General features: G+C 64.0%; 12 protein-coding genes and 1 pseudogene. 9 read left to right on the top strand and 4 right to left on the bottom strand.

Annotated features, from left to right (window positions below; translation table 11 throughout):
• The first annotated feature begins 148 nt into the window (after positions 1 to 148).
• Entirely contained in the window at positions 149 to 2,812 is a 2,664-nt protein-coding gene (locus FRAAU_RS10815) for a M1 family metallopeptidase (RefSeq protein ID WP_014403569.1), read from the top strand.
• Positions 2,813 to 2,961: 149 nt separating this feature from the next.
• Here the strand turns inward: FRAAU_RS10815 and alkB are convergent, their stop codons facing one another.
• From alkB to FRAAU_RS10800, 3 genes and pseudogenes are all read right to left on the bottom strand, one after another.
• On the bottom strand, positions 2,962 to 3,609 hold the full coding sequence (gene alkB / locus FRAAU_RS10810) for a DNA oxidative demethylase AlkB (protein WP_014403568.1): 648 nt from the start codon (positions 3,607 to 3,609) through the stop codon (positions 2,962 to 2,964).
• Between the two features lie 34 nt (positions 3,610 to 3,643).
• A complete protein-coding gene (fghA, locus tag FRAAU_RS10805; RefSeq protein ID WP_014403567.1) occupies positions 3,644 to 4,477 on the bottom strand; it encodes an S-formylglutathione hydrolase in 834 nt (277 codons plus the stop codon).
• Positions 4,478 to 4,551: 74 nt separating this feature from the next.
• Positions 4,552 to 4,793, bottom strand: a pseudogene (locus tag FRAAU_RS10800) (metal/formaldehyde-sensitive transcriptional repressor); the annotation flags it as partial.
• A gap of 477 nt (positions 4,794 to 5,270) precedes the next feature.
• Between FRAAU_RS10800 and FRAAU_RS10795 the strand changes: the two are divergent.
• Positions 5,271 to 7,550, top strand: a complete 2,280-nt coding sequence (locus FRAAU_RS10795) for a TonB-dependent receptor (protein ID WP_014403565.1) — start codon at positions 5,271 to 5,273, stop codon at positions 7,548 to 7,550.
• Between the two features lie 106 nt (positions 7,551 to 7,656).
• Here FRAAU_RS10795 and FRAAU_RS10790 read toward each other — a convergent pair whose 3' ends face one another.
• Positions 7,657 to 8,478, bottom strand: coding sequence for an alpha/beta fold hydrolase (locus FRAAU_RS10790; RefSeq protein WP_014403564.1), 822 nt, complete (start codon positions 8,476 to 8,478; stop codon positions 7,657 to 7,659).
• A 419-nt stretch (positions 8,479 to 8,897) separates the two neighbouring features.
• On the opposite strand from FRAAU_RS10790, the gene FRAAU_RS10785 reads away from it, so the two are divergent.
• From FRAAU_RS10785 to FRAAU_RS10750, 7 genes are all read left to right on the top strand, one after another.
• Positions 8,898 to 9,326, top strand: coding sequence for a hypothetical protein (locus tag FRAAU_RS10785; protein ID WP_014403563.1), 429 nt, complete (start codon positions 8,898 to 8,900; stop codon positions 9,324 to 9,326).
• A gap of 579 nt (positions 9,327 to 9,905) precedes the next feature.
• On the top strand, positions 9,906 to 10,511 hold the full coding sequence (locus FRAAU_RS10775; RefSeq protein ID WP_014403561.1) for an anthranilate synthase component II: 606 nt from the start codon (positions 9,906 to 9,908) through the stop codon (positions 10,509 to 10,511).
• The gene (gene trpD / locus FRAAU_RS10770) at positions 10,508 to 11,584 is read left to right on the top strand and encodes an anthranilate phosphoribosyltransferase (protein WP_014403560.1); all 1,077 of its coding nucleotides are present in this window, start codon (positions 10,508 to 10,510) and stop codon (positions 11,582 to 11,584) included. Before FRAAU_RS10775 ends, trpD begins: the two co-directional genes overlap by 4 nt.
• The gene (gene trpC, locus FRAAU_RS10765) at positions 11,581 to 12,375 is read left to right on the top strand and encodes an indole-3-glycerol phosphate synthase TrpC (protein ID WP_014403559.1); all 795 of its coding nucleotides are present in this window, start codon (positions 11,581 to 11,583) and stop codon (positions 12,373 to 12,375) included. Before trpD ends, trpC begins: the two co-directional genes overlap by 4 nt.
• Positions 12,376 to 12,416: 41 nt before the next feature.
• On the top strand, positions 12,417 to 13,067 hold the full coding sequence (locus FRAAU_RS10760; protein ID WP_041271063.1) for an HAD family hydrolase: 651 nt from the start codon (positions 12,417 to 12,419) through the stop codon (positions 13,065 to 13,067).
• 136 nt (positions 13,068 to 13,203) lie between these two features.
• Positions 13,204 to 14,505 carry a bifunctional tetrahydrofolate synthase/dihydrofolate synthase gene (gene folC / locus FRAAU_RS10755; protein ID WP_014403557.1) on the top strand — a complete coding sequence of 434 codons (1,302 nt, stop codon included), beginning with the start codon at positions 13,204 to 13,206 and terminating at the stop codon, positions 14,503 to 14,505.
• Between the two features lie 245 nt (positions 14,506 to 14,750).
• Positions 14,751 to 15,800, top strand: a complete 1,050-nt coding sequence (locus FRAAU_RS10750; protein ID WP_014403556.1) for an SPOR domain-containing protein — start codon at positions 14,751 to 14,753, stop codon at positions 15,798 to 15,800.
• Positions 15,801 to 15,879: the final 79 nt, after the last annotated feature.

The following is a 15,879-nucleotide window of genomic DNA, read 5'->3' as shown; positions in this document are numbered from 1 at the left end:
GGGCTGGGCCGGGCTAGGCCGGGCTAGGCCGGGCAGCCATGACCTTCGGGCCTTCCTGCATGGCGGGATGCGTTGCAAGATGAAAGATTGCGTGACGTGGGTGGGTACTGCGCCCACGGCGTTTCTTTCGACCGATCCGAGGATACTCATGCGTCTCAAGCTTGTTACTGCCATCGCCCTGGCGCTCGCCGGCACACCGTTCGTGGCATCGGCACAGACCGTTCCGGCGGTTGCTGCCCCGCTGGCCCAGGTGACCACCCAGCTGCCCCGTGGTGTCACGCCCAGTCATTACGTGCTGAGCATCACCCCGCATCTGGACAAGATGAGCTTCGACGGTCGCGCGGTGATTTCGATCGAAGTCAGCCATCCCACGGACAGCATCACCTTCAATGCCATGGATCTGAGCTTTGCCAAGGCCCAGTTGCAGGACGTGAATGGCAAGGTGCTTGGAACGCCGGCCGATGTCACGGTGAATGCCCAGGCCCAGACGGCCACGGTGCATTTCAAGCAGGCACTGGCAGCCGGGCATTATCGCCTGGCACTGGATTACAGCGGCAAGATCAATACCCAGCCGAACGGCCTGTTCGTGATCAACTATGTCAGCACCCATGGCAAGCGCCAGGCGCTGTACACCCAGTTCGAGAATTCCGATGCCCGCCGTTTCATGCCGTCCTGGGACGAGCCGGCCTACAAGGCGACCTTTGATCTGACCGCGATCGTGCCGCAGGGCGAAATGGCGGTCAGCAATATGCCGGTGGCGACCGGCCGCAAGCTGGATGGCCATCTGGCCAGCGTGCATTTCGGAACCACGCCGAAGATGTCCAGCTATCTGCTGTTCTTCGGTCTGGGCGACTTCCAGCGTGCGACGACCCAGTCCGACGGCACCCAGATCGGAGTGATCACCCAGCAGGGCAAGGTGGACCAGGCCGGTTTCGCCCTGCAGTCTGCCAAGTCCATCCTGCATGAATACAACCAGTACTTCGGCATCAAATATCCCTTGCCCAAGCTGGACAATATCGCCTCGCCGGGCAGCAGCCAGTTCTTCGGTGCCATGGAAAACTGGGGCGCCATTTTCACCTTCGAATACTTCCTGTTGCTGGATCCCTCCTTCTCGACCCAAGGCGACAAGGAAGCCGTGTTCAGCACGGCCGCCCACGAGATGGCCCATCAGTGGTTCGGCGATCTGGTCACCATGCGCTGGTGGGACGATCTGTGGCTGAACGAAGGTTTTGCTTCATGGATGGAAAATCGCACCATGGCGCAGCTGCATCCGGAATGGCACACCAATCTCCAGGCTGTCGGCGTCCGCGAGGGTGCTATGTCCCGCGACGCGATCGCCAGCACTCATCCCATCATCCAGCATATCGCCACGGTGGAGCAGGCCGGGGAAGCCTTCGACACCATCACCTACAGCAAGGGCGAAGCGGTGATCCGGATGCTGGAGAACTATGTTGGCCCGCAAGCCTGGCGGCAGGGCGTGCACCGCTATCTGCAAGCCCACGAGCATGGCAATGCGGTCTCCGATGATTTGTGGAAGGCGGTGGAGTCCACGGCCGGCGGCAAGCCGGTGACGGCCGTCGCGCACGGCTTTACCTTGCAGCCGGGCATTCCGATGATCGAGGTGACCTCGCAGGAATGCCTGAACGGGGTGACGACCTTGCAGCTGAAACAAAGGGAGTTCACGCGTGATCGCCCTGACAAGAAGCCGCTGCACTGGGATGTTCCGGTCACGGTCCAGCCGCTGGGCGGCAAGACCCAGCATCTGCTGGTGGACCGGGGCGAGGCCAGCGTTCGCGTACCGGGCTGCGGGGCGATTCTGATCAATGCCGGTGAAGCCGGTTACTACCGCAGCCTGTATACCCCCGCCGGTCTGGCAGCGATTCGCCGGCATTTCGCGGACGTGGCGCCGATCGACCAGCTCGGTCTGATGGGGGACACCTGGGCACTGGGCATGGCCGGGCGGGCGCCTGTCAGTGAATATCTGGATCTGGTCGATGCCACGCCGGCCGGTGCAGACCCGCAGGTCTGGGCCAATATCGCCGGCCACCTGTCGGCCTTGGACAATGACTACAAGGGCCAGCCTGCCGAGCGTGCCGTCCTGCGGGCATATGCCATGGCCAAGCTGAAGCCGCAGCTTGATCGACTGGGCTGGACTGTGAAGGCTGGTGAGCTGGCGCCGGAAACCTTGCTGCGGACCCAGCTGATCGCGGTGCTGGGCAGCATGGGTGAGCCCGGTGTGCTGGCCGAGGCCCGTCGCCTCTATGCGGCCCAGATCAAGGATCCGGCGGCACTGCCGGCGGCGTTGCGCAAGACGGTGCTGGCGGTGGTGGCCGAGCACGCCGATGCGGCCCAGTGGCAGCAGATGCATGCCCAGGCGCGTGCGGAAACCACGCCGCTGATCCGTGATCGTCTGTATCGCCTGCTGGCCAGCAGCGAAGACGAAGGTCTGGCGAAACAGGCGCTGCAACTGGCGCTGACCGACGAGCCGGGCGCCACCAACAGTGCCGGCATGGTCTCGATGGTGTCCTGGCAGCATCCGGAGCTGGCCTACGATTTCGCCCTGCAGCACAAGTCGCAGCTGGATGGCATGATCGACGGCAGCGCCGCGGCGGCCTTTTATCCGCGACTGGCCACGGCATCGACCGACCCGGCGATGATCGACAAGCTGCAGGCCTTTGCCGCCAAGTACATGGCCAGCGGCTCCCGCCGCAGTGTCGATTCGGCCATTGAGAGCATCCAGTACGGCATCACCCTGCGCCAGCAGCGGCTGCCGGCGGTGAGCCAGTGGCTGCAGCATCGTCACCAGGGATAATGTCACCGGTTTCTCTTTGACCGGCGTTACCTGAGGAAGCCGCCGTCCGATCTGTGTCGGGCGGCGGTTTTTTCATGCGGGCGCCGCCGCCGCGCATCCGACTCGGGCGCATGGTGTCTGGCGCGGCTGGATGCCCGTCGCCGGGCGATTCAACGGGCGCGGCGAAAGGTCAGATTGATTCGTTTGAGCCCCCATTCGGGGTGGGGCGGGCCCTGCAAGGGGGCGATGCCATGAAAGCGCAGCCGGTCGGGTCCTCCCCAGACCAGAATGTCGCCATGATAAAGCGGCAGTTTCAAGGCGGTCTGCCCACGCTGCAGGCCACCCCACAGAAAACGGGCCTCCATGCCCAGCGAAACGGAGACCACGGGTTGCCCGTGATCCTGTTCGTTGCGGTCCTGGTGCAGGCTGAGGCCGGCGCCGGGGCGATACCGGTTGATCAGGCAGGCATCGGGATGGAAGTCAGGATAGCCGGCCAGGGCGGCTGCCTGGCGGGCCAGCTCGGCAAACGCCGGCGGCATCGCCGGCCAGGGATGGCCGCTGAGTGGATCGACGGGCTGATAGCGATAGCCAGCTTCATCCGAATGCCAGCCCAGCGTTCCGCAATTGGTCATCGCTACCGCCATGCGGTGACCGCCGGGGGTGATCAGATGTCGCCAGGGGGCTTGTGCCAGAATCAGCCGCAAGCCCCCCGCCAAGGCCGCGACCTCGGGCAGCGCCCGCTGGCGAAACAACCAGGTGCCAGCCCCGATCTGTTCGCCGGCATCGGCATGGGTGGCAGTGAAGAGATCCAGGCTCATCGCAGATTCCGGCGTTGTGGCCGCCGGGCCCGGCTCAATCCTGCAGGGCCGCCGCGTGGTGGGCGATATGCTCGCCGACAAAGCTGGCAATGAAGTAGTAGCTGTGATCGTAGCCGGGCTGCAGCCGCAGATGCAGTGGAGCGTTCACGGCGGCAGCGGCCTCCCGCAAGCGCTGCGGCTGCAGCTGGCTGTCCAGAAAATCATCGGCCTCACCCTGGTCGATCAGTATGCTGCCGTGGCGCCAGCCGAGACGCGTCAGCAGGGCCGTGGCGTCATAGTCCTGCCAGCTCAGACGATCCTCGCCCAGATAGGTGCTGAAGGCGAGTTCGCCCCAGGGCACCTGCGTCGGCGCGACGATGGGGGCAAAGGCCGACACGCTGCGATAGCGGGACTGATTGCGCAGGGCGATGACCAGCGCCCCATGACCACCCATCGAGTGGCCGCTGATGGCGCGCCGGTCGGAGGCCGGGAAGTGGCTTTCGATCCAGCCAGGCAATTCCTCGACGACAAAGTCGTACATGCGGTAATGCGCAGCCCAGGGTTGGCGGGTGGCATTGAGATAAAATCCTGCGCCCTGACCCAGATCATAGCGGTCGGCATCGGCCACCTGATCGCCGCGGGGGCTGGTGTCAGGCGCGACGAGGATCACGCCATGCTCGGCGGCATAGCGCTGGGCGCCGGCCTTGCTGATGAAGTTCTGTTCGGTGCAGGTCAGACCGGACAGCCAGTACAGCACCGGAAGCTTGCGCTGCTCGGCCTGCGGCGGCAGATAGACGCCGACCGTGGCACTGCCGGCCAGCGACTTCGAGTCAAATCGATACACGTCTTGCCAGCCGCCGAAGCAGGCCTGTCGGGAAACTCGCTCCATGGGATGTTCCTGTTGCAAGGGGGGAGGGGAAGTACAACGGATCCGATATCCGGCGGGTGAGTCAGGCCGATGGCCTCCTGGACGCGGACCGCCGTCTCCGTGGATGCTGGATCGGTGGCGAACTGCTCTCGCAGGTGCGACTCCATCACCTCGGCCATCAGAGAGCGCGGATCGCGCCGCGGATGGCTGCGATCTGCTGCATGACTTCACCGCAGCGGATGCCGGTCTCGATGGCGCGATCCAGTGCATCGCATTGGCCGAGGATGCGGCGCACCCGGTTGAGACTGCGCTTTTTCTCGGCGGGCGCGTGGGGCATGGTCGCTTCCGAAAATACGGTGGTGGGTATGGTACTTCCCGGCGACCGGCCTGCAAAGCGCGTTGCGGATGGCGAAAGGGCGGGGCTCGTCGCGTGTTTCCATGCCCGGCATGAACATATGAGACCTTGCCGCTCAGGGCCGCCGCCCCCCTTACCCGGCCTGTCGCCACGGTGCCGCTCTTATCCGCCATGCATTGATATCAGCCGTGCAGGTGTCATGCGTTTTCTTGCGATCCCAGCCCTTGGTCGCGAGTCCGGCCGGCTTGTCGGCGGCGCCAGATGATCCGAGGACGTGAAGAAACTGTTTATGCGACAGTGGATTGAGCAAATGGATTCGAAGCCTTCATGCTGTCGATATATATTGCGAATCATTGTCATCTGCATTACTGTCGCGCAAATTGTTTAGACGCACCTGCAGGAAGGCTTTGGCGAATGCCGGACTGTGGCCCCCACGACCGAGTCAAGGAAGAGCTTGCAATGACAGATTTGAAATGGAGTACAGCCCAGGCTTTGGCGCCGACCCGCCTGTTGACCAGTACGCTGGGCGTGGCGATGCTGACGCATGCCGTCGATGCCGCGGCCGCCGACAAGGTGGCCGATGCACCCGATGATTCACGTCGACGCGCTCATGCTCTGGAGTCGGTACGGGTTTCGGCCAATACCTATACTTCCAGTTCACCCAAGTTCACGGCCTCGTTGCTGGATACGCCGCGAGCCGTCACGGTGATTCCTCGGGAGATCATCCAGCAGACGGAGGCAACCTCGCTGCAGGATGTGCTGCGCACCGTACCCGGGATCACCTTCGGTGCCGGCGAAGGCGGCAATCCCAATGGTGACCGGCCCTTTATCCGCGGCTTCGATTCCGAGAGCTCGATCCTGGTCGATGGCATTCGCAGCAGTGCCGGCCAGCAGCGCGAAGTCTTCGATATCGACCAGATCGAGATCATCAAGGGGCCGAGTTCGGCCTATGGCGGTCGCGGTTCGGTCGGCGGCGGCATCAATATGGTATCCAAGGCGCCGTTGGATGCGGAGTTTCTGCATGCCAACCTCGGTATCGGCAATGCCGCCTACACCCGAGGCACGGTGGATTGGAATCATCGCATCGGCAGGGACTCGGCCTTTCGCCTGGCGGTGATGGGCAACAAGAACCACACGGCGGATCGCAACGGTCCGGAATATCAGCGCTGGGGTATCGCCCCCTCGCTGACGCTGGGCCTGCACTCTGCCGACAGCGTTACCTTCAGCTATTACCACCTGCAAAGTGATGATCAGCCCGACAGCGGCATTCCCTACAACAATCCGTTTGCCGCCAGCAGTCCGAATGCCTCCCTCAATGGCAATGGCAAGCCGATCCGGGTGCCGCACAATACCTATTACGGACTGAACGATCGCGACTTCCAGCGCCAGAAGACCGATCTGGGCAGCATCATCTACAAACACAGTTTCGACAGCGGCTGGGTGTTGCGCAATTCCACCGTGTTCTCGCGCTTTGCCAATGATTATGTCTGGACCCAGCCGGATGACAGTCAAGGCAACTTCTTGGTCAATGGCGGCGTCTGGCGGCGGGCCAATACCCGCAGCAGTTCGACCACGAACCTGACCAATCAGTCGGACCTGACCGGGCAGTTCGACACGGGCGGCATCCATCATTCGATGGCGGCCGGTTACGAGCTGAGCAACGAAAACACCTCGCGCTCGTCCTACCGTATCTCGCCGTCCTATACCGGCGCATTGGCCAACGGCGCCTGCGCCATCGGTCAGGGGGCGGCGGCCGATTACTGGTGTGCGCCGGTGATCTCTCCGAACCCGAACGACCCCTGGCAGGGTGAACTTGCCAAGGGACTGAACCCGGTCAGCCTTTCCACCCGCACCCGATCGCTGTGGCTGTTCGATACCATGGAGTTCGGGCCGATGTGGGCATTGAATCTGGGTGCGCGCTACGATGATTTCCGTACTCGCTCCGTGTCGCATACCAGTGCCAGCGGTGCGGTCAGCCAGGCACGCAATCATGCCAGTTTCATGAATTACCAGACCGGGCTGGTCTTCAAGCCGGTCGAAACGGGCAGTATCTATGCCAACTGGGGGACTTCATCCAATCCGCCGGGTGTGGATGCGGGCAATGGCGCGGACGGTCTGGCCCTGACCAATGATGACTTGAAACCCGAGAGCAGCCGCAATCTGGAAGTCGGCACCAAATGGGATCTGCTGGATCGCCGGCTGACGCTGACCGGCGATGTCTTCCGTACCGAAAAAAGCAATGCGAGGGTGAATACCGCAGGGCGCGGAAGTGACCAGATCAATGCCGGCAAGTATCGGGTCGATGGTGTCGAGCTGGGCTTCAACGGGCGACTGACCGATCATTGGAATGTGTTCGGCGGCTACAGTTATCTGAAGAGCAAGCTGGTCGAGCCCGGCCCGGGCGTGGCCAATGCCGGCAACAAGGGCAAGCAGATGACCAATACGCCCCGCAACAGCTTCACGCTGTGGACGACTTACGCCGTGACTCCGGCCCTGACCATTGGTGGCGGTGCCTATGTCATGTCCAAGGTCTGGGGGGATATCGCCAATACCAAATGGGTGCCCGGCTATACCCGGCTGGACTTGATGGCCAGCTATGCGGTCAATCGAAATCTCAGTGTGCAGGTCAATATCCAGAATCTGACCAACAAGTATTATTTCGACAAGGCCTATGCCGCGCATTATGCGACAGTGGCGGCCGGCCGTACCGGCATCGTCAATTTCAATTACCAGTTCTGAGCGGGTTCCCGGCTGTCAGTGGCTTCGACATGCCCGGCCAGACAACCGAACAAGAGGTCGCCTGCGGCGACCTCTTGTTCCGGGCGAAGGAGCCTGACCCGCAGGCTCAGCCCTTGATAAAGGCCAGCACATCCCGGTTGAACTGCTCGACATGGGTCTGGGCCAGGCCATGCGGCGCACCCGGGTAGACCTTGAGGGTCGCGTCGGCGACGATCCTGGCGGTTTTTTCACCCGAGGCGGCGATCGGCACGATCTGGTCATCGTCGCCATGGATGACCAGGGTCGGCTTGTCGATCTTCTTCAGGTCAGCGGTGTAATCGACTTCCGAGAACTCATGGATGCAGTCGTATTCGGCCTTGATGCCGCCGAGCATGCCGAGCCGCCAGAAGCTTTCACGCAGCCCTTCGATCACGCTGGCACCGTCACGGTTGAATCCGTAGAAGGGAATGGCCAGATTGCGGAAAAATTCCGAACGACCGTGGGCGGTGTTCTTGCGGATATCGTCAAACACTTCCAGCGGCGTGCCTTCCGGATTGTCGGCGGTTTTCAGCATCAGCGGCGGTACCGCGCCGACCAGCACCAGCTTGGCCACCCGCGCACTGCCATGACGGCCTACGTAATGGGCGATTTCACCGCCGCCGGTGGAATGGCCGATCAGGATCAGGTCCTTCAGATCCAGCTTTTCGATCAGCTCGGCCAGATCATCGGCGTACTGGTCCATGTTGTTGCCTTCCCAGGGCTGGTCGGAAAGTCCGTGACCGCGCCGGTCATGGGCAATCACCCGGTAGCCATGCTGGGCGAAAAACAGCATCTGGGCATCCCAGGCGTCGCCGGCCAGCGGCCAGCCATGCGAAAACAGGATGGGCTGGCCCTTGCCCCAGTCCTTGTAGGCGATGCGGGTGCCATCTTTGGTGGTGATGCTGGACATGTCGGTGATCCTCTTCAAGTGAAACCGCGATGGCCCTTGGGCCGGGGTCTGGAACTACGCGAGCCGTTACACGCTAAGTCGTGCATCTGTGGCCTGACAAGCCGCAGACGGGATCTTGCGGTCTTGCAGGCCGCCACCTGGTCATGCCGGCTTCAGGTGCGTTGGTCTGGCCTGAAGCTCGTCATGACCGGCGGGCTGTGGTTGTCATCTTGGCGGACGACATCGATGATGGAAAGCGGGCAAACTGCCAAACACTGTCCCCTTGAAGGTGACAATCAATCGATGGTCAGGGCGCGGTGGTTTCTGGTCATCGGTGTCCGATGTCGAGAGCCTGGCTTGGTATGGCAGAAAGCTGTTCCGCAACGCCGTAAAACCGGAGAGCATGCGCATGTCGTTACGGAAAAAAAGCATGGTGGAACATGGGTTGGCTGCTGCTTGGTGCACCCGCATGGGCGATCCAGGCGCCGTCAGAGGATGTGCGGGCACTGGTACGGCATCTGGATGTGACCAGCTTTCCCAACTCCATCGGGCCGCGCCGCGAACCTGGCAGGCATCACTTCGCGGATTACGGATTCACACGCATCACCTGGAAGGCGGACGGGGCCGATCTGGAGCTTGAGGACCGGTCATGGCTGATGTCAGTCGGGGTGGTTGCACGCCATGGCAGGCAACTGGATGTCTGTCTGGTCGACCGTGCGCTGGCGGCGCCCGGAGCGTTGTTCGGGGGCAGCTACCATGTCGTGGATGCACTGCGGGTTGTCATGTCGAATGCGGATCGCTGGCGGGCAGAGCGCGTGCATGGAGGTCTGCCGGGCTGCATCGATGATCCCCCGGACGATCGACGCTGATGTCCTGATGGGCGCAGGTAGGGTCGCCCGGAAAGGGGCCATCGCCAGGCGACGGGTTTTGGCAGATCGGTGTGGGCTGAGCCGGCGCCTGGTCTTCGCGCGGCGCTTCGCCACCGGCCGGGCTATCGACACCCGCACGCCGCAGTGGTTAGAATCGGTCGGCATCGGCACGGTCAGTCTACCCAAGGTAGATGGCGGCGCCGATCCATATGCAGAACAGGCCGTTTCATGATCCCTTTCGCAAGCTTTTGCCTCGTCCGTTGGTGGCGCTTCTTCTAGGAAGCGGCCAGACGTCGCGGCTTGCGCCGCATCTTGCCGCCCGACCCGGTGGACAGGATGTCATTCGCAGATCGATTCCCCGGCCAGGCGGCTCCCGGATTTTCCAAGGAGTCTCCATCCATGCACTCAATCTTTCAGTCCGGCCAGCAGGTGTCGTCAAAGGACGAAGCCGGCTCGTGCCCGCTCTTGGCCGCTTCTCGTACCGGCACTGCCAAGACCGTCGAGTCCACTGACGGGCGGGTGCCGATGCGGGGACAGAATTGAAGTACAGCGGCTATTTTCCTTACTGGACAGGCAATTATGTCGAATAAAGTGTTGATGATCGACAACTATGATTCGTTCACTTTCAATCTGGTCCAGTATCTGGGCGAGCTGGGCCAGCAGGTGCAGGTGGTTCGCAACGACGCCATGTCGGTGGACGAGATTCGCGCGCTGGCACCCGATCACATCATGATCTCGCCAGGACCCGGCACCCCCGACGAGGCCGGCGTGTCGCTGGATGTGCTGCGCGGACTGGCGGGAGAGATTCCGGTGTTCGGTGTCTGTCTGGGGCATCAGGCCATCGGTCAGGCCTTCGGCGGCAAGGTGATCCGCGCCAAGCAGATCATGCACGGCAAGGTCTCGCCGGTTTTTCATCGGGATCAGGGCGTGTTTGCAGGGCTGCCGGATCCCTTCGAGGCCACGCGCTACCATTCCCTGGTGGTCGAGCAGGCTTCCTTGCCCGACTGTCTGGAAGTGACGGCATGGACCGAGCATCCGGATGGCTCGCTGGACGAGATCATGGGCCTGCGCCATCGCAGCCTGCCGGTGGAGGGTGTGCAGTTCCACCCCGAGTCGATTCTGACCCAGCACGGTCACGACATGCTGCGCAACTTCCTGGGCCTGCCACGGGAGCCGTCGGCATGAACGAGCTGCATATCACGCCGCGTGCCGCCCTGCAGCGGGTGATCGAGCATCGGGAAATCTTCCAGGACGAGATGGTCTCGCTGATGCGCCAGATCATGACGGGCGAAGTCAGTCAGGTGATGGTGGCGGCCCTGATCGCAGGGCTGCGGGTCAAGAAGGAGAGCATCGGCGAAATCACCGGCGCGGCGATGGTCATGCGTGAGCTGGCCGCCAAGGTGCCGCTGCCGCAGGTCGGGGCGGACGGGGTCTCGATCCGCGAGCATATGGTGGATATCGTCGGCACCGGCGGTGACGGTGCCTGCACGTTCAATATTTCCACCGCCTCGATGTTCGTGGCCGCCGCCGCCGGCGCCTGCGTCGCCAAACATGGCGGACGCAGCGTATCGTCGACCTCGGGCAGTGCCGATGTGCTGCAGGCGCTGGGGGTGGTGATTGACCTGAGTCCCGAGCAGGTGGCACAAAGCATGCGGCAGACGGGTATCGGCTTCATGTACGCCCCCAATCACCATCCGGCCATGAAGGTGGTGGCGCCTGTGCGGCGCGAACTGGGCGTGCGCAGCCTCTTCAATATTCTGGGGCCGCTGACCAATCCGGCCGATGCGCCGGCGATTCTGCACGGCGTGTTCCATCCTGACCTGGTCGGTATCCAGGCCCGGGTACTGCAGTCGCTGGGGGCGCAAAGGGCGATGGTGGTCTGGGGCAGCGATGGACTGGACGAGATTTCCATCGGGGCACGGACCCTGGTGGGCGAGTTGAAAGACGGCCGGATTCACGAGTACGAAATCGCGCCGGTCGACTTCGGTATCGAATGGGGCCGGATGGACGCCTTGCGGGTGGAGTCGGCGGAGGAGTCGCTGGCCATGCTGCAGTCGGCGCTGGACAACCAGTCGGGGCCTGCCCGCGACATCGTCTGTCTCAATGCCGGAGCCGCGATCTATGTGGCCGGGCGGGCCGATTCGATGCTTGAAGGTGTCGATATCGCTGCCAGGGTGATTGCGGATGGCTCGGCTCGTGCGAAAATGCGTGACTTTGTTTCTGCGACCCGCGAATTGGCGGGCGGGACGGCACGATGAGCGATATTCTTGAACGTATTCTGGCCCGCAAGGTGGAGGAGGTGGCCGAGCGCCACGAGCGTCTGCCGCTGGCCGATCTGGCAGCCCGCATACCGCATCTGCCGTTGACCCGCGGCTTTGCGGCCGCGATGGAGTCCCGCATCCACCACGGCCGCCCGGCCGTGATCGCCGAGGTCAAGAAGGCCAGCCCCAGCAAGGGTGTGATCCGGCCGGATTTCGATCCGGCGGCCATTGCGCGCAGTTATGAAGAAGGCGGCGCCTGCTGTCTGTCGGTACTGACGGATGTGGATTTTTTTCAGGGCAGTGATGCCTATCTGCGCCAGGCCAGGGCCGCCTGCGAGCTGCCGATCCTGCGCAAGGACTTCGTGATCGACCCCTACCAGGTCTATGAATCGCGGGTGCTGGGTGCTGATTGCATTTTGCTGATCGTGGCTGCTCTGGATGATGAGAAGCTGATGGAGCTGGCGTTGCTGGCCGCCGAGCTGGATCTGGACGTGTTGTGCGAAGTGCATGATCAGGCCGAGCTGGAGCGGGCGCTGCAGCTGCCCGTACCTTTGCTGGGCATCAACAATCGCAATCTGCGCACTTTTGAAACTTCGCTGGACACGACGCTGATGCTGCGCGATCAGGTGGACGATGAGCGGATCCTGGTCACCGAGTCCGGCATCCATACACCGGAAGATGTCGCCCGCATGCGGCTTGAAGGGGTGCATGCCTTTCTGGTCGGCGAGGCCTTCATGCGCGCGCCGGATCCGGGCAGTGAACTGCAGCGGTTGTTCGGCCAGCTCTGATCATGCACAGCGAGGTGGCGGATACGCCGGAGGCCCCGGGCATGGGCGCGCGCATCATCCTGTTCGATTTCGACGGGGTGCTGATTCATGGTGACGCCTTCACGCTGCTGGTTCGTCATTTCTACGCGAAGGCCTGGTGGCGCCGGGCGCTGGTAATCGGCTGTTCGCCCTTGCTGCTGCTGACGGCGATGTTTTCGCGGCGCCGTGCGATTCACGGTCTGATCCGCTTCGGCTTGCTGGGTCTGGACCCGGAGGCCTACCGACGGGTCGCTCGGGTGTTCGCCGCCGAGCTGGTGCGGCGTCCCGGCCTGTTCTGCCGGGAGGGGCTGGCGACGCTGCGGCGGCATCAGGTCGGTGGTGATCAGGTCGTGGTGGTTACCGGCTGCGAAGAGCATCTGGTCACCGGCATCCTGGACGAGCTGGGTCTGGAAGGGTTGCAGATACTGGCTTCGCAGTTGCGTCCGGGTTGGCTGGGCATGACCACCTTGCGTCACAATTTTTCGGCTTTGAAGGTCGAGTCGCTGGCGGCCTCCGGTATTCGTCGCTCGGCCATGGCCTATACCGATTCGGCCTACGATGTGCCTATGTTGAAGCTGGCGGACAAGGCCGTGGTGGTCAATGGCACCCCGCAGGTCTGCAAAAAGATCGAAAAGGCGCTGGGGCGCAGCATCATCCGGGTCGATTGGCGCTGAGTCCCGTGCCTCCTCGCGGCCGGCCTGCACCCTTCCGAGCCCGGCTACTTCCATCAAGCGAACGGCCTGGGCCGTACGCTCCGGTCTTTATCCTTCGCCGGCGCTGACCGAGCCGGCAGGCAGCTGCGGATTCGATATGCCCCATACCTTGTCAGAATGGCTGGATTACCAGCAGCAAACCCATCCCAACAGTATCGAGCTGGGTCTGGGGCGTGTCCGCGAGGTCTGGCAGCGGATGGGTCGTCCGCGTCCGGCGGCCGAAGTCATCACGGTGGGAGGCACCAATGGCAAAGGTTCGACCGTGGCGTTGCTGGATGCCATGTTGCGCACCAGCGGGCAGCGGGTGGGGACTTATACCTCGCCGCATCTGATCCGCTACAACGAGCGGATCCGTATCGATGGCCGGGAGGTTGGCGATGCCGAGCTGGTGGCCGCCTTCGAGAGGATCGAACATGCCCGCGCGGGGCTGCCGCTGACCTATTTCGAGTTCGGCACGCTGGCGGCACTGGATCTGCTGGCGCGCGCCGGGCTGGACGTGGCGGTGCTGGAGGTCGGTCTGGGCGGGCGGCTCGACGCCATCAATATCGTGGATGCCGACATCGCCGTCGTCACCACCGTCGATCTGGATCATATGGATTGGCTGGGGGCTGACCGCGACAGCATCGGCCGCGAGAAGGCCGGCATCGCCCGTGCCGGGCGACCGTTGCTGATCGGCGATCATCAGCCGCCGCAGGGCTTGCTGCAGGCAGCGGCCGAGGCCGGTGCCGAAGTGTGGCGCATCGATCTCGATTTTGGTGCACGCCCGCTGGACGATGGCTGGCGCTGGTGGTTCGGCACCGACCACGTTCTTGACCTGCCGTCTCCGGCCCTGCTGGCGCCGGTGCAGCGGGACAACGCGGCGACGGCGATCGCGGCCCTGCGAGTCCGCGACCAGGCCCGGCCGCAGTCGCCGCCGTGGCTGGTGCCGGCCGCGCTGGCCCGCGCCCTGGCCAGCGTCCGGATCCAGGCCCGGCTGCAGCCGGTGGACATGGGCGAGCCGGGTCCGCAGCTGTACCTGGATGTGGCGCACAATCCGCAGGCGGCCGCATCGCTGGCGGACTGGCTGGTCCGGCGAGGGGCCGCTCCGGTACAGGCCGTTTATGGCGCCCTGGCGGACAAGGATGTCGGGGGCGTGATTGCCGCGCTGGATGCCCGGATCGATCATTGGCATCTGATCGGTCTGGATGGGGTGACGCCGCGTGGGCTCCCTGCCATTGCCCTGGCCGAGGCGCTGCACCGAAGCGCACCGCAGGCGGGCTATTCGATCTATCCCGATCTGGCCGCGGCACTGGCGGGCGCGCGCGCCGCGGCCGCGCGGCGCGAGGACGAGCTGTTGTTGGCGCTGGGGTCGTTTCATGTGGCCAGTCAGGTGCTGGAGCTGTTTCCGGACGACGGCTGAGGCCGATGTGGCCCCGGCCGGGCCTGTCTGGCCAGCCGGCGCCACGTGTGCAAGCGGCCGCCCCTGCCGTCGCATGGGAACGGGCGCGCGAGGACCGGAGCGGGGTGGCCCCCTCGTCATCCATCGTCATGGCGCTTGCCGGCGTCGATGCAGGATGAATGGTGGCGGTTTGCTGCGCTTGGCGTTGCCGGCGGGACCGCTATAATCAGCGCTCTGTTCATGGCCAAGCCGCTTGGGAGCCTGATTTGAAAACGCGACTGCTGGGAGCTGCGGTACTGATTGCCTTGGCCGTGATATTTGTGCCGATGTTCTTTTCCAGCAATCCTACGCCGCCGGGAGGCGACAAGAATGTGAGTCTGGATATTCCGGCCGAGCCTTCGGCGGATATGCAGACCCGCACCATGGACCTGACCTCGAATGCACCGCCGGCGCCGGCGGGCGCCGTCAGCACGCCGGCGGTTCAGACGCCGCCGGCAGCAACCCAGGCGCCGGCGGCGCAGGTCTCGTCGTCAGCGGCCCAGCCTGCGGCCAACGAGCCGGTGATCGCGCACAAGGGGGGCGGTGATCTGGCCCGGGTGGATATCCAGTCGCGTAGTCCGGCCGATGTGGAAACCGGGCAGGGCAGCGAGCCGGTGATACCGGATCGTCGTCGCCATCCGGCTCCGGCGCCTGTCGCGCCCGTGAGGGCGGCACCGACGCCTGCGCCATCCGCTGCTGCGCCGCGTGCGGCTGCCCCGACGGCGCAGGCGGCGCATGGCCATTACAGCCTGAATCTGAGTGCCTATGGATCGTCGGCCAGCGCCCGCAATCTGATTGCCCGGGTGCAGGCGCTGGGTTATCCGGCGCAGGCTCGACCGATCACGCAGTCCGGGCGGACCCTGGCGCTGGTGACGGCCGGTCCCTTCGAGAGCCGCGCTGCCGCCGAGGCAGCCAGACTGAAAATCGTGCAGAGCGTGCCGGGTGTGCCGGCCCGACTGCAGTCCGGGGCCAGCAACCAGGCGGGTGATGCCGCGGCTGTCGCACCCAGGGCAGCGGCGGCGACCCCGGCGGCAGGTCGCGCCGGCGGCTGGGCAGTGCAGCTGGCCGCGATGGGCACCCAGGCCGATGCCAATGCCTTGCGTGATCGCCTGCGTGCCAATGGTTTCGATGCCTATGTAGACTCGGTGGCGGTCTCCGGCAAGCGGCTGTGGCGCGTACGTGCCGGTCCGCAGACTCAGCGCGCCGATGCGAGCCGTGTCCGCGAGGCAATCCGTGGCAAGCTGGGCATCAGCGGCAATATCGTCAGCGCGCCCTGATACCGCAGCCCCGTTCGGGCAGGAGTCGCGGTATCATGTCGGACTTTACGGAGGGCCGGGTGCATGGTGCCGCTCTCCG

Origin of the sequence: Frateuria aurantia DSM 6220 (assembly GCF_000242255.2) — a bacterium.
GTDB classification, from domain to species: domain Bacteria; phylum Pseudomonadota; class Gammaproteobacteria; order Xanthomonadales; family Rhodanobacteraceae; genus Frateuria; species Frateuria aurantia.
This window is presented reverse-complemented; position numbering and strand designations above follow the sequence as displayed.